Source organism: Anaerococcus sp. AGMB09787 (genome assembly GCF_022808955.1).
Lineage (GTDB): Bacteria > Bacillota > Clostridia > Tissierellales > Peptoniphilaceae > Anaerococcus.
Genome location: NZ_JAKZEY010000015.1, coordinates 1 through 13,042, shown reverse-complemented (window position 1 = coordinate 13,042; position 13,042 = coordinate 1). Strand labels below are relative to the sequence as shown.

At 37.1% G+C, this 13,042-nt stretch carries 16 protein-coding genes and 1 tRNA gene; 15 read left to right on the top strand and 2 right to left on the bottom strand.

From position 1 onward, the window contains the following. Window positions 1-130 precede the first annotated feature (130 nt). The 4 genes from MUN42_RS04790 to MUN42_RS04775 all read left to right on the top strand — a co-directional run bounded on the left by MUN42_RS04790 (window position 131) and on the right by MUN42_RS04775 (window position 5,001). Window positions 131-1,264: a BMP family ABC transporter substrate-binding protein gene (locus MUN42_RS04790; protein WP_243343307.1), complete on the top strand. Its 1,134-nt coding sequence runs from the start codon at window positions 131-133 to the stop codon at window positions 1,262-1,264. Between the two features lie 122 nt (window positions 1,265-1,386). Then, on the top strand, window positions 1,387-2,916 hold the full coding sequence (locus MUN42_RS04785; RefSeq protein ID WP_243343305.1) for an ABC transporter ATP-binding protein: 1,530 nt from the start codon (window positions 1,387-1,389) through the stop codon (window positions 2,914-2,916). Continuing rightward, window positions 2,909-4,066 (top strand): ABC transporter permease, encoded by a 1,158-nt coding sequence (locus MUN42_RS04780; protein WP_243343303.1) that lies wholly within the window; start codon window positions 2,909-2,911, stop codon window positions 4,064-4,066. The genes MUN42_RS04785 and MUN42_RS04780 overlap by 8 nt, the downstream gene beginning before the upstream one ends. Next, entirely contained in the window at window positions 4,063-5,001 is a 939-nt protein-coding gene (locus tag MUN42_RS04775) for an ABC transporter permease (protein WP_243343302.1), read from the top strand. Before MUN42_RS04780 ends, MUN42_RS04775 begins: the two co-directional genes overlap by 4 nt. Before the next feature lie 304 nt (window positions 5,002-5,305). On the opposite strand, the gene MUN42_RS04770 is transcribed toward MUN42_RS04775, so the two are convergent. Then, window positions 5,306-5,382, bottom strand: a tRNA-Pro gene (locus MUN42_RS04770). 135 nt (window positions 5,383-5,517) lie between these two features. On the opposite strand from MUN42_RS04770, the gene MUN42_RS04765 reads away from it, so the two are divergent. The 10 genes from MUN42_RS04765 (at window position 5,518) to MUN42_RS04720 (ending at window position 12,283) form a co-directional block, all read left to right on the top strand. Beyond that, window positions 5,518-5,970: a ribonuclease domain-containing protein gene (locus tag MUN42_RS04765; RefSeq protein ID WP_243343300.1), complete on the top strand. Its 453-nt coding sequence runs from the start codon at window positions 5,518-5,520 to the stop codon at window positions 5,968-5,970. Continuing rightward, window positions 5,970-6,224, top strand: coding sequence for a barstar family protein (locus tag MUN42_RS04760; protein WP_243343299.1), 255 nt, complete (start codon window positions 5,970-5,972; stop codon window positions 6,222-6,224). Before MUN42_RS04765 ends, MUN42_RS04760 begins: the two co-directional genes overlap by 1 nt. Before the next feature lie 8 nt (window positions 6,225-6,232). Beyond that, window positions 6,233-6,583, top strand: coding sequence for a GntR family transcriptional regulator (locus MUN42_RS04755; protein ID WP_243343297.1), 351 nt, complete (start codon window positions 6,233-6,235; stop codon window positions 6,581-6,583). Further along, window positions 6,576-7,274: an ABC transporter ATP-binding protein gene (locus MUN42_RS04750; RefSeq protein WP_243343296.1), complete on the top strand. Its 699-nt coding sequence runs from the start codon at window positions 6,576-6,578 to the stop codon at window positions 7,272-7,274. The genes MUN42_RS04755 and MUN42_RS04750 overlap by 8 nt, the downstream gene beginning before the upstream one ends. Next, complete coding sequence (locus tag MUN42_RS04745) at window positions 7,271-8,005, top strand: hypothetical protein (protein ID WP_243343295.1); 735 nt, start codon at window positions 7,271-7,273, stop codon at window positions 8,003-8,005. Before MUN42_RS04750 ends, MUN42_RS04745 begins: the two co-directional genes overlap by 4 nt. Before the next feature lie 9 nt (window positions 8,006-8,014). Continuing rightward, the gene (locus MUN42_RS04740; RefSeq protein WP_243343294.1) at window positions 8,015-8,755 is read left to right on the top strand and encodes an NAD-dependent protein deacylase; all 741 of its coding nucleotides are present in this window, start codon (window positions 8,015-8,017) and stop codon (window positions 8,753-8,755) included. Next, window positions 8,748-9,119: a zinc-ribbon domain-containing protein gene (locus MUN42_RS04735; protein ID WP_243343293.1), complete on the top strand. Its 372-nt coding sequence runs from the start codon at window positions 8,748-8,750 to the stop codon at window positions 9,117-9,119. Before MUN42_RS04740 ends, MUN42_RS04735 begins: the two co-directional genes overlap by 8 nt. A 65-nt stretch (window positions 9,120-9,184) precedes the next feature. After that, complete coding sequence (locus tag MUN42_RS04730; protein WP_243343292.1) at window positions 9,185-10,366, top strand: coenzyme F420-0:L-glutamate ligase; 1,182 nt, start codon at window positions 9,185-9,187, stop codon at window positions 10,364-10,366. 21 nt (window positions 10,367-10,387) lie between these two features. Next, window positions 10,388-11,317 (top strand): YitT family protein, encoded by a 930-nt coding sequence (locus MUN42_RS04725; protein WP_243343291.1) that lies wholly within the window; start codon window positions 10,388-10,390, stop codon window positions 11,315-11,317. Between the two features lie 117 nt (window positions 11,318-11,434). Next, the gene (locus tag MUN42_RS04720) at window positions 11,435-12,283 is read left to right on the top strand and encodes a hypothetical protein (RefSeq protein WP_243343290.1); all 849 of its coding nucleotides are present in this window, start codon (window positions 11,435-11,437) and stop codon (window positions 12,281-12,283) included. A 31-nt stretch (window positions 12,284-12,314) separates the two neighbouring features. Here MUN42_RS04720 and rd read toward each other — a convergent pair whose 3' ends face one another. Further along, window positions 12,315-12,473 carry a rubredoxin gene (gene rd, locus MUN42_RS04715; RefSeq protein WP_243343289.1) on the bottom strand — a complete coding sequence of 53 codons (159 nt, stop codon included), beginning with the start codon at window positions 12,471-12,473 and terminating at the stop codon, window positions 12,315-12,317. 138 nt (window positions 12,474-12,611) lie between these two features. On the opposite strand from rd, the gene MUN42_RS04710 reads away from it, so the two are divergent. Next, the gene (locus MUN42_RS04710) at window positions 12,612-12,989 is read left to right on the top strand and encodes an ATP-binding protein (protein WP_243343287.1); all 378 of its coding nucleotides are present in this window, start codon (window positions 12,612-12,614) and stop codon (window positions 12,987-12,989) included. Window positions 12,990-13,042: the final 53 nt, after the last annotated feature.

Genomic DNA, 13,042 nt, shown 5'->3' with positions numbered 1-13,042 from the left:
CTAGGGATATTTTGCTAGAATTTAATATAAATTTTACAGAAAATTAAAAAAACTTTAATTTTAACTAGACAAAAGTTACTTTATCTTATAGAATAAATTTGTAAGCAGTAGATTAATTAGGAGGGAATTTATGAAAATCAATAAAATTATGTCTATTGTCTCTGTACTATCATTATCTGTTGCTCTAGCAGCTTGTGGAAACAATGCTAATACAGAAAATGCTGAAGACACATCAGCTGAAAATGCAACAGTAGCAACATCAGAAGAAGCAACAAGCACAGAGAACGAAGGAGCAGCAAGTGAGACTCCATCAGAAGAAGTTGTAAAAGTTACTATGGTTACCGATGAAGGTGGGGTAAATGATAAGTCATTTAACCAATCAGCTTATGAAGGACTAAACGCATACAAGGACGAAGGAAAGGTAGAATTTGATTATATCGAATCACACTCAGATGCTGACTACCAACCAAACCTAGAGAGTGCCTTGGATAGCGGATCAGACCTTATCCTTACAGTAGGATATGCCCTATATAACGATACTAGCGAAGCTGCTGATACAAACCCAGATCAAAAATATGCCATAATTGATAATGCAAATATCGAAGAGCAAGAAAACTTACTAGGAATTACCTTTGCTGACCACCAAAACTCATTTCTAGCTGGCTACATTGCAGGTATGAAGAGTGAATCTAACCATGTTGGATTTGTAGGTGGACAAGTATCTGATGTAATCGATAGATTTGAATATGGTTTTAGAGCTGGTATAGCAGAAGCTGCTAAGGAAAAGGGCAAAGAAATCAAAGTCGATGTTCAATATGCAAACAGCTATGCTGACCAAGCTGCAGGAAAAAATATAGCTAACCAAATGTATCAATCAGGTGCAGACGTTGTAATGCACGCTGCTGGTGGTACAGGAATAGGCGTAATTGAAGCTGCAAAAGAAAATGATAAATGGGTAATTGGTGTTGATAGAGATCAAGGAGAAGAAGCTCCAGATAACATGCTTGTATCTACAATCAAGGGTGTAGGCGATGCTATTAAGATCGTAGTAGATGATTTAGCTAGTGGAAAATTTGAAGGTGGTACAACAAGAGACTTTACCTTAGCTGATGGTAAGGCAGTAGACCTAGCTTATGGTCCAAATGACCTAGTTAGCCAAGAAATCAAAGACAAGGTAGAAGAACTTAGAGAAAAAATCGTAGCAGGCGAAATCGAAGTTCCACAAAACGAAGAAGAATTCACAAAACTAGGCTACGAAAAATAAGAATAAGTAAGAGGCGGATGAGTCCGCTTCTTTTTTTTGCAAAAAATTTTAAAAGATATTAATTTTTTTCGTTTTATGATATGATAGGATAAAGAAATGAATTTAGCAGAGGGGGATATTCTATGAAAGATTATTTTAATGAAGCCCCAGTTGTAAGCATGAGGAACATAAGTAAGAGTTTTGGTACAAACCAAGTTCTAACAAATATCGACTTCGACCTTCACAAGAGCGAAGTTCACGCTATTTTGGGAGAAAATGGTGCAGGCAAAACCACCCTTATGAACATCCTCTATGGAATGTTTCCACCAAATGGGGGAACTATTACAATAAATGGCAAGACCTATGACCATATGACGCCAAGGGCTGCAATTGAGGCAGGAATTGGTATGGTCCATCAACACTTTATGTTGATCGAGCCACTTACTGTAACAGAAAATATTATTCTTGGTTACGAAAAAACCCAAGGACCTTTTCTTGATAGAAAAGAAGCTTACGCTGAGGTAGAAAAACTAAGTAAAGACTTTAACCTATCTATAAATCTAAAGGATAAGATTGAAGATATATCAGTAGGTATGCAACAAAGGGTTGAGATCCTAAAGGCCTTATACCATGGAGCAGATATCCTTATATTTGACGAGCCAACAGCAGTACTTACCCCACAAGAGATAGTAGAGTTTATAGATATTGTAGAAAGGCTAACCAAGCTTGGCAAAAGCGTTATAATCATAACCCACAAACTTGCTGAGATCAAGGCCATGGCTGATACCTGTACCATCATTAGAAGGGGTAAGTTTATCGATAAGGTTATGGTTGATGAGGTAGACGAAAACACCCTAGCTGAAAAGATGGTAGGTAGGGATGTTAGCTTCAATGTAGACAAAAAAGAAATCCAAAGGGGAGGAGTTGTATTAAATATCGAAGACCTCTGGGTTAAGGATAAGAGGGGCATAGATGCCCTAAAGGGACTTAACCTAAAGCTCCATGCAGGAGAAATCCTAGGTATAGCCGGAGTTGATGGCAATGGCCAAACTGAGCTTATAGATGCCATAACAGGAATGAGAAAGGTAAGCAAGGGCAAGGTTACCCTAAATGGAGTAGACATTACCAATGCTTCCACCAAGAAGGTCCTAGATACAGGCATGAATTCTATACCAGAAGATAGGCAAAAGAGGGGACTTATCCTAGAATACCCTATCAAGGACAATCTTATCCTAGAGAGGGTAAGCGAAGAGCCATTTTCAACTAAGGGTAGGCTAAACTTCTCTAATATAGCAGAAAATGCCAGGGACCTGGTCGAAAAATTTGACATCCGTCCTACAAATATAAATGAGCAAGCAGGCTCTTTATCAGGTGGTAACCAACAAAAGGTTATTATTGCTAGAGAGATTTCAAATAATCCTGATGTCCTCATAGCAGCTCAACCTACTAGGGGACTTGATGTAGGAGCTATAGAATTTATCCACCAATACCTAGTAGAGCTTAGAAATGCAAACAAGGCAGTCCTTCTTATTAGTTTCGAATTAGATGAGATTATGGACCTATCAGATAGGATTGCAGTCATCTTTGATGGAAAGATCGTAGGAGAAAGAGACCCTAAGAAGACTGATGCTTTTGAAATAGGAAGACTTATGGCAGGAGGAAGCAATGAGTGAGAAATCAGTTAAAATGAAAAAATCTAAAAAGTCATTAGCTAGCTCCAAGGTTTTATTTACGATTATATCAGTCCTTTTAGGACTTTTGGTAGGAGCCATAGTTTTAATTATAGCAGGCTATAACCCTATAGAAGGATTTAAGAACTTATTTTTGGGAGTATTTAAAACCCCTAGACATATGGGCTGGGCCATAGTAAACTCAACGCCTATAATTATCACAGGTCTTGGTGTCTGCTTTGCCTTCCAAACAGGCCTATTTAATATGGGAGCTGAGGGTCAATTTATTATAGGAACTATAGTTGGCTTCTTGGTAGGCTATCTCCTTGACCTTCCACCAGTAATCTTGCCAATAGTTGCTATTATAGTAACTATGGTTTGTGGAGCAGCCTATGGAGCCTTGGCAGGCTTTATTAAGTCCAAGTTTGGTATCCATGAAGTTATTTCAACTATAATGCTTAACTGGGTAGCCTTTTATTTGCAAAACTTTATCGTTTATAGGTACCAACAACCAAACTCTATGGGATCTTTTGATATAGCTGATAGTGCCAAGATTACTTTATTTACAGATGCAGCTAAGAGGTTTGAGGGATTTTTCTCCAAATTCTTTAGGGCGCCTATCCACTGGGGTACTATTCTTGCTATAGTGGCAGTAGTTATAGTTTGGTTCATCCTAAATAAGACAACCCTCGGCTATAAGCTAAAGGCAGTAGGTCTAAATAAGGAAGCCAGCGAATATGGTGGTATTGATTCAGGTAAAAAAATTGTTCAATCCATGGCTATATCTGGTGCTATCTGTGCCTTGGCTGGTGTAACCCAAGTCCTTGGCTTTACCTACAACCTATCAATCCTATCATCCATGCAAAACTTCGGCTTTGATGGACTAGCAGTATCCTTACTTGCTTCAAACAACCCGATAGGAGTAATCTTCTCAGGCTTATTCTTTGGATCATTAAAATATGCAGGTAGCAACCTCCAAAGGGCTATGGGAGTACCAAGTGAAATTATTTCAATCATAATAGGAACCATAATCCTATTTACAGCTGTGCCTTTGGTATTTAGGATTATAAAGGCCAAGATAAGAAAACACCGTAACTTAAAGAATGTCCAAGAAGAAGCACAAAAGGTAAAAAATGAGGAGGATGTCAGATGATTAACTTAACAATACTTGCATTAATTATAGGAAATACCTTCTCTAACGCAGCTCCAGTCCTACTGACAGGACTTGGAGGAATGATGAGTGAGAAATCTGGTGTAGTAAATATAGGACTAGAAGGAATGATGACCATAGGGGCTTTGACTGGTGCTGTGGTTGGATTCAAGCTAGGTAATCCTTGGCTTGCTTTCTTGGCAGGGGGGCTTGCTGGAGCAGCATTTGGACTTATCCATACCTTTATATCAGTAAGTCTTGCAGGAGATCAAACTATTTCAGGTATAGCTATCAATACGCTAGCTCCTGGACTTGCCCTCTTCCTAGCAAGATTGTTCTTTGATGGAGCAACCCAAACTCCTTCAATACCACTTGAAAATAAAATTCCAAGACTCTTTAGGGGACTAGTAAATAACCAAGCCTTTAACAACATCTTCGGTCAATATGCAACAGTTTATATTGCCTTTATCATGGTTGTAGTACTTTTCTTTATACTCTACAAGACAAAACTTGGACTAAGAATTATAGCTGTTGGTGAGCATCCTAAGGCTTGTGAGACCTTAAACATCAACGTATCAAGGATTAGATATGGCTGTGTAATTTTCTCAGGCTTTATGGCAGGCCTTGGTGGAGCATCCATGTCCCTTGCTGTAGTATCGTCCTTCTCACCAACCCTTATAGCAGGTCAAGGCTACATCGCCCTAGTAACTGTTATATTTGGTAACTGGAAACCACAAGGTGTTTTGATAGGATCTTTATTCTTTGGACTAGCCCAAGCCATAGCAACCTACCTAGGATCAACTGGCATAGGCCTTCCAATAGAATTCATATCAATGATTCCATATATAGCAACACTATTGATACTAATAATATTTAAGGGCAAATCATCAGCACCAAAGGCTAGTGGTAAAGCTTATATAAAACTAGAAGATCTATAAAAGTCCTCCCCGTGGGGGCTTTTTTTGTAGGAAAAATTAGCGAAAATCAAACTAAAGGTTAGAAAAAAATTTTAACCTAGGCAAAAAAAGGGCTGCTGCAGAATGAATAAATCGTCCCAAAATCGTTAGAAGAACCTTAACGACAATTTGGCCTCAATGAGCCGGCAGGCTTGCCTCAAATTGTCTAAGAGAACTTTCTAACGATGGGACGATGATTATTCATAGTTTTCACCAGCCCCAAATAATTTAAATTTTTTAAGAAATTTGGGTAAAATAAAAAGCACATTCTCATGTGCTTAAATGATGGTCGGGGTGAAAGGATTCGAACCTTCGACCTCATGTTCCCAAAACACGCGCGCTACCAAGCTGCGCCACACCCCGTTGTTTCAACTGACTATTATAGTATACTAGGTATTTTTATATTTGTCAAATATTTTTTTGAAAAAATTTTAAATTTTTTCTTTTTAAGGAACTTTCCTCAAAGTCTGCTATAATTATACTATAAGGAGATTTAAAATGAAAGTCAAAAAACATATTTTTTATTTGCTAACGAGTATTATTTTAACTTTAACAGGATGCCTACCTACAAACCAAAGCGTGGATACCCCACCTCCACATGCCCAGGTCGAAAGTAAGATAGAAGAAAACGAGGCCTATTACTCCCTAGAAGATGTGACTTCTTACCTAATAGAATACGAGAAGCTCCCCAAAAATTATCTCACCAAGAAGGAAGCACTTGACCTTGGTTGGGAGCCATCAGAAGGTAATTTGTGGGATGTAACCGATAAGGGAGTCATAGGGGGAGATTACTTTGGAAACTTTGAAGGGTCCTTGCCTGATGGTGACTACAAGGAAGCTGATGTCAATTATGATGGTGGCAGACGAGGGGCCGAGAGAATAGTCTATGATGAGGACTTAAACATTTATTATACAGAAGACCACTATGATAGTTTTGAAAGGATAAATTAATGATTGTATTAGATGGAGAAGACTTTAAGAGCCAAGAAGAATTTTATAGGATTATGAATGAGACCTTCCATTTTGAAAATGAAGTTTCAAACCTAGATGGACTTTTTGAAAGTCTAGTAGAAGTTAGGGAAAAGATTAGAGTAAAGAATTATAAGAGAGCCTACGATCAGTTGGGTGAGTATGGGAGGATGATTATGATAGTTTTTGTATCAGCTGCCTTTACCCTGGATACAGATGTAGATTTAATTTGCTAGGAGATAAGATGGTTTATACACCTATAGAAGATGAGATGGTCGACTTTGTTGCAAGGGAGATAATAAGTAAAAAGCTAAAGGATGGGGACAAGTTATATAGCCTAAGGTTTTTTACCAATAGATTTAAGGCAGGCCCTGCCTATGTGAAGAGGGCTATGGCTATGCTAGAAGATAGAGGGCTTATAAGACTAGTTGATGGAGAATACTATCTAAGCCTTGATGATAGGAAGATTGATGCTCTCAAGGAAAATCTAGCCAATAGGATAATAAATGATTTTTTGAACCAAATGGGTCAAATCGGCCTTGATACTGGGGAAGCTTTAACCTATTTAGAAAGAAGGAGTAGGGCCAATGGATAATATTATACAAATTAAGTCTTTGACTAAATCCTATGGGGGAGAGGCCTTTATAGAAGACCTTGATTTAAATATAAAAAAAGGCTCAGTATATGGTCTTCTGGGACCTACAGGCTCTGGTAAGTCGACCCTAATCAAGCTAATCCTAGGCCTTTTGAAGGCTAATAAGGGGCAGATCCTTATAGGAGAAGAGAAGGTATCTAGCGAGACTAAGAAGAAAATATCCTACCTAGCTGATATAAATCTCCTATACCCTAACTTTAGTGGTAGGGATTTTGTAAAAATTTATGGGGATTTCTATGAGGACTTTGATGGTGAAGCTGCCCTCAATATCCTAGATTTTTTGTCAGTTCCCCTAGATAAGGAAAACAGGAAGCTCTCTAAGGGCCAAAGAAAGAGGCTAAGGATAGGACTTGCCCTTGGGAGAAATGCTGAAATCTTCCTCCTAGATGAGCCGATGGAGGGACTTGACCTCTTGGGGGTGGATGGTTTCCTTGATATAATTATAAGAAAGCTTGATGATGGAGCGACCTTCATTATAGCAGGACATAAGCTAAGAGAACTTGAAAATATCTTGGATTATGTGATTTTTCTAAGTAATGGAAAGATTATTTCAGAGGAAGAGACAAGTAAGATTAGAAGAGATAAGCAAATGGGTATAGCTGATTACTACAAGGAAGTTTATGGCTTATGATTAATTTAATAAGATACGATTTAAAAAGACAAAGAAAATTCCTTATGGGAGTGGCTCTTGTGGCAATACTTGCCATGGTTGGGTCTTTCTTTTTGGTAAGGATGCCTTTTTTCTTGGATTTTATGAGGGAGAAGGACTTTACAGATATAATTTTAATAAGTAGTATAGTGGTTTTACTTATAGGAAATATATTTTTCCTAGGAAGGATATTGTATAGGGACTTTTTTACAAGCGAGGGGTATTTTACCTTTAGCCTACCAGTAGGAGGCTTCGACCATGTTATGGCAAAGATAATAGAGGTAGGGGCCTTTTACCTACTAACAAGCCTAGCCTTTAGTGTGGTATTGGCATGTCTGGGCTTTGTGATCACTATAGATTTTATATTTTACCTGGCCCATGGCTTTGTGATGGATATCTTCTTGACTCTAGTGGTTTTACTAGCCTTTTCCAAGATTCGTTTTGAGGAAGGTTTTGGAATAGGGAAGGCTATCTTATTAATAGGATTAATTTTCCTACCCCTAGTGTTAATTACAAATTTCTTTGCCCTAGTTCTTGTAGGAGATGGCTTAGAGGTCTTTTCTAATATGGGCCTTGCCTTTATCTATCCCTTTGCCAATGGGGAAGATAGGGTCTACAAGATCCTAACGCCTATAATTTATTATTTTGTAGTAGCTTGTATAATGGTCCTTGTTGATAGTTTTTATCTTAGAGATAATGTAAATCTTATATAGGAGGTTAGCTTGGTTAATTTAGATGAAGTTAGACAAATTATTAAGGATTCAAATAATATAGTCTTTTTTGGTGGGGCAGGAGTTTCTACGGCTTCGGGAGTGCCTGATTTTAGGTCAGCAACTGGTCTTTACAATAGGGAAAATAATTCGAAATATTCCCCTGAATATATGTTAAGCCATGAATTTTTTGTAGACCATCCAGATGAGTTTATGACCTATTGCAAGGAGAATCTCATCCTTGATGGAGTTAAGCCAAATAAGGCCCACAAGGCCCTAGCTAAACTTGAAGAAAGGGGTAAGCTAAAGGGCATTATTACCCAAAATATTGATAGCCTCCATCAAGAAGCAGGAAGCAAGAATGTAGTAGAGCTTCATGGTAACCTTAGAGATTATTATTGCACATCTTGTGGCAAGGCCTTTGACCTAGACTATGTGAAGGGCTTTGATGGGGAAGTTACTTGTGATAGGTGTGGCTCTCTTATAAGACCTGATATAGTCCTATATGGAGAAAGCCTTAATCAAGACAAGCTCTCCTATGCTATAAATCTTATAGCATCTGCAGATGTCCTTATAGTCGGAGGAACCTCCCTGGTAGTCTATCCTGCAGCAGGCCTTATAGATTTTTATAGGGGAAATAAGTTGATTGTTATAAATATGTATCCAACACCTAAGGATAAGATGGCAGACTTCTTGATCCAAGGCGATATATCCAAGGTGATGGATGAGTTAGTAGAGGGAATTGATGAATAAGAGAAATGGAATAGATGAATATAGTATATTTTTGGTATGGTTTGCTATAGCCTTTAGTATATTGGCAATGATATTTAAAAGCGATATGCTCAAAATTATTTCACTAGTAGTAGTGATCTATGCCTTGTTTAGGGTACTATCAAGAAATGCTTACAAGAGGGCCTATGAGAATAGGATATTTAAGGAAAAATTTTTGAACCCTATCAAGGATACCTTTAATATATCTAAGAAAAATAAAAAGGATAAGAATTATAAATATATAAGATGCCCTAATTGCAAGCAACAGCTTAGAATTCCTAAAAATAAGGGCAAAATCAAGGTTAAATGCCCTAAGTGTGGGCATAAATTTGATGCTAGGAGTTAATTTTCTTAGCATCTTTTATTTTTGGAAAAAATATTGTATAATTCTTGTGTGAAAGGGGAAATAATATGGAAAGAATAATTGGAACAAGATCATTGGGACTTAGGGCCCCAATAATTAAAAATGGTGATAACTTGATAGATGTTGTATTTAACGTAGTAAAAAAAGCAGCTGATCAAGAAGACATTGTCTTAAACGATAAGGACGTAGTTTGTGTTACAGAATCTCTTGTGGCTCGTGCCCAAGGAAATTATGTTACAATAGAGCAAATAGCTGAGGATGTAAATAACAAATTTGATGGAGATGAACTAGCTATCTTATTTCCAATCCTAAGTAGGAATAGATTTTCTATCCTCCTAAAGGCATTTGCTTTGACAGGCAAGAAACTTCATATCTGCCTATCTTACCCACAAGATGAAGTAGGTAACTGGATTATGGATGAGATGGATTTATTTAATAGCGATATAAATCCTTATTCTGATGTATTAGATATGGACCAATACAAAAAGCTTGCAGGAGATTATAAACACGAGTTTACTGGTATATCTTATCCTGAATTTTACAAGGAAGTAGCAGAAAATTCTGAAATTCATTTTCTAAATAACCCTGTAGATGCCCTACAATTTACAGATGAGGTTTTGGTTGCATCAATCCATACAAGAAATATTGTAAAGAAACAACTAGAAGAAAATGGTGCCAAAAAAGTCCTAAAGCTTGACGAGATTTTGACAGAACCTGTCGATGGCTCTGGCTACAATGAAAATTATGGACTTCTAGGCTCTAACCTATCTACTGACAATAAGGTTAAACTCTTCCCAAGGGATGGTCAAAGCTTCGTAGATGCCCTCCAAAAGAAATTAATAGATGAGTTTGATAAGCAAATCGAAGTAATGATTTACGGTGATGGAGCCTTCAAAGATCCAGTTGGCAAAATCTGGGAGCTTGCAGATCCAGTTGTTTCCCCGGCCTACACAGGAGGACTCACAGGAACACCTAACGAAGTTAAAATAAAATACCTAGCAGATAATGAACTAGAGGGTGTTGATGGAGAAGATAGGGATGAAGCTATTAGGCAAAGAATTGCTCAAAAGGCTGACAACCTTGTGGGTACTAATGATACCCTAGGTACAACTCCTAGACAAATTACAGACCTCCTAGGATCCCTTTGTGATTTGACTTCAGGGTCAGGAGACAAGGGTACACCTATTGTTTTAATCCAAGGATACTTTGATAACTATTCAGATAATTAGGGGTATGACCAAAGATATAAAATGAAACATGATAAATATTCTTTAAATAGAATAATCGAAAATAGAAATAAAAAACTTATCCACCATGATCCTATGACAAAGACCAAGAGGTATTTTTTGATGAGCTTTGCGGCGATTTTTATGGCCTTTGGAACTCACTTCTTCAAATACCCCAACTCCTTTGTTATAGGTGGGGTTGAGGGAATGAGCATCATAGCTTCGATGTTTGTTCCCCTATCTAGACCCCTTATAACACTTATAATAAATGTGACCCTACTAGTAGTATCCTTTCTGATACTTGGTAAGTCCTTTACCCTAAGAACAGGATATGTGGCAATCCTTAACTCTCTGACAGCACTTTTGCTAGATAAGATTTGCCCTCTAAGTGGGACACTTACAGATAATACCATGCTGGAGCTTTTCTTTACCCTAATAATAAGCTCTATGGGATCTGCTATCCTCTTTAATATAGCAGCATCTTCTGGTGGCACTGATATTATTGCGATGATTTTTAAGAAATATTCCAATCTTGAGGTGGGCAAGGCCCTTTTGATGGTAGATAGTATCTTTACCATAGGGTCTATCTATGTGTTTGGCATGGAGATTGGACTATTTTCTATATTTGGTCTATTAATTAAGGGAGTCTTTGTTGACATAATTATATCGTCTATGAAGCAAGCTAAGATGTTTATTATAATAACATCCATGACCGAAGAAGTAGGTAACTTTATAAAGTCAGAGTTAAATAGGTCAGCTACAGTCATAGATGCCAAGGGGCTTTACCTAAAGAAAGATCTAACTGTCTTTATATCAGCGACTTCTAATGTTGAGGCGCCAAGGTTTAGAGCCTTTATCAAAAAAATCGACCCTAAGGCCTTTATAACTATATTAAATACTTCTAATGTAGTGGGCAAGGGTTGGTATCAAACAGACGAATTAACAAATGATTAAGGAGAACTTGCTTAGTCAAGTTCTTTTCTTGTGAGATTTTGTAGAAATTTTGTTATTCTTTATTGAAGACCTGGATTTTTAATGTAAGATATAGATAGAAGGGAATATGGGCGAATTATGAAAAAAATTAAAATTAAGGCCCTACTTCTTCTCATGGTATGTCTCTTATCTTTTTCTCTAGGCAAAGTTGATGTTTTGGCAGATGAAACAAGTGGACAAGGGACGTCTGTTGAGTCAAAGGGTAGCGCTCATGAAAAAGATAAAATTGTAATCCTAGAAGGATTTACAGATGAGGAAGAGAATCCATTACCTGCTAGCCCTCCAAGTGATGAGGTTAAGGAAGAAGAAAGCACTTCAATGCCAGAAGGTTCTGGATCTATTGATGAGGGAGATAAAGAAGAAACAGCGAGTCCAGATCTAACTGAAGAAGTATCTAACAGAATAGAAGATTCGACTCAAAACAAAGCAAATAAGGAAAATGATGGAAGTCTTCCTCAGACAAACATTACTCCGACTAGTCCACCACCAAGTAATGAAAAAGAAGAAGGAGATACTCAAAAAGAAAATCAATCATCTCCTCAAAATAATCCAACCAATGAAAATAATCCTTCTAATCTACAAGGCCTTAGGGAAAATCTTGATGCAAATAACCCATCCACTGATGGAAATAGGGTAGGTCTTCCTAGTAATGATACAGCTAGTCAAGAGGAGATACCTAGTGGAGATGAGGGTAGCACCTACCTAGAAGATCAAAAAAATGACAACCTAGTAATAGAAATAGGGCCAAAGGATGATGATATAGACCTAGGTAAAAAATCAATCTTTGCTGACCTAAAGAAAAGAAAAAAGATAGACGATGAGCCAAATGCACAAAGAATTTCCATCCACTTGTTAGGAGTTTTCTTTATAGCTATAACGCTCGTTATATCAATTAAGTTTTTTAAAAGTAAGAATTTCGAAAAATAAAAGAGGCCCTTATGGACCTCTAAAATTTTTATTATTCTTGAGCTTCGAACATATCTTTGCCAACACCACAAACTGGGCAAACCCAATCTTCTGGTAATTGATCAAATTCTGTACCTGGTTCAATTCCGTTTTCTACATCTCCTTCAGCAGGATCGTAGATAAATCCACATGCAGTACATACGTATTTCATAGAATGTCTCCTTTCATTCGTTTTACACTTATATTATACCATAAAGTTAAAGACTAATAAAATAATAATAATGTTTTCCAAATTCCTGTAAGATTAGCCGGCCTATTGGGTATTAATAGAGCATAGAAGGGATTAAGTATGGATATTATAAGGGATGTTATTAATACTGATATTAATTTAATAGAAAAATTTAATAAGGGAGTTATAGAAGTACTTAAAAATAAGAACTTTGATGAGGATCTTATATTTAAAATACGACTTATCCTAGATGAACTTACTGCAAACTCCTACAAGCATGGCAACAACAAAGAATACGATAGAAAAATTGAATGCCTGGTCATGTTTGATGATTATTTTTGTATAGTAAGTGTAAAAGATGAGGGTTGTGGTATAATTTGTGATGAGGACATTAGTTTTTACTCTGAGCATGGTAGAGGGATAAAATTAGTAAAGTCCATATCAAACAAGGTCTTAGTTAATGGAAATACCATTACGACCCTGATATATAATGAATAAAATATCAAGAAGCCTGGCTGACCTGAACCCGTAAACACGGAATAATTTAATAA

Excerpts from the sequence above, each read along its gene's own strand:
- MUN42_RS04790 (WP_243343307.1), top strand. The coding sequence starts at position 131 with ATGAAAATCAATAAAATTATGTCTATTGTCTCTGTACTATCATTATCT.
- MUN42_RS04785 (WP_243343305.1), top strand. The coding sequence starts at position 1,387 with ATGAAAGATTATTTTAATGAAGCCCCAGTTGTAAGCATGAGGAACATA.
- MUN42_RS04780 (WP_243343303.1), top strand. The coding sequence starts at position 2,909 with ATGAGTGAGAAATCAGTTAAAATGAAAAAATCTAAAAAGTCATTAGCT.
- MUN42_RS04775 (WP_243343302.1), top strand. The coding sequence starts at position 4,063 with ATGATTAACTTAACAATACTTGCATTAATTATAGGAAATACCTTCTCT.
- MUN42_RS04765 (WP_243343300.1), top strand. The coding sequence starts at position 5,518 with ATGAAAGTCAAAAAACATATTTTTTATTTGCTAACGAGTATTATTTTA.
- MUN42_RS04760 (WP_243343299.1), top strand. The coding sequence starts at position 5,970 with ATGATTGTATTAGATGGAGAAGACTTTAAGAGCCAAGAAGAATTTTAT.
- MUN42_RS04755 (WP_243343297.1), top strand. The coding sequence starts at position 6,233 with ATGGTTTATACACCTATAGAAGATGAGATGGTCGACTTTGTTGCAAGG.
- MUN42_RS04750 (WP_243343296.1), top strand. The coding sequence starts at position 6,576 with ATGGATAATATTATACAAATTAAGTCTTTGACTAAATCCTATGGGGGA.
- MUN42_RS04745 (WP_243343295.1), top strand. The coding sequence starts at position 7,271 with ATGATTAATTTAATAAGATACGATTTAAAAAGACAAAGAAAATTCCTT.
- MUN42_RS04735 (WP_243343293.1), top strand. The coding sequence starts at position 8,748 with ATGAATAAGAGAAATGGAATAGATGAATATAGTATATTTTTGGTATGG.
- MUN42_RS04730 (WP_243343292.1), top strand. The coding sequence starts at position 9,185 with ATGGAAAGAATAATTGGAACAAGATCATTGGGACTTAGGGCCCCAATA.
- MUN42_RS04725 (WP_243343291.1), top strand. The coding sequence starts at position 10,388 with ATGAAACATGATAAATATTCTTTAAATAGAATAATCGAAAATAGAAAT.
- MUN42_RS04720 (WP_243343290.1), top strand. The coding sequence starts at position 11,435 with ATGAAAAAAATTAAAATTAAGGCCCTACTTCTTCTCATGGTATGTCTC.
- rd (WP_243343289.1), bottom strand. The coding sequence starts at position 12,473 with ATGAAATACGTATGTACTGCATGTGGATTTATCTACGATCCTGCTGAA.
- MUN42_RS04710 (WP_243343287.1), top strand. The coding sequence starts at position 12,612 with ATGGATATTATAAGGGATGTTATTAATACTGATATTAATTTAATAGAA.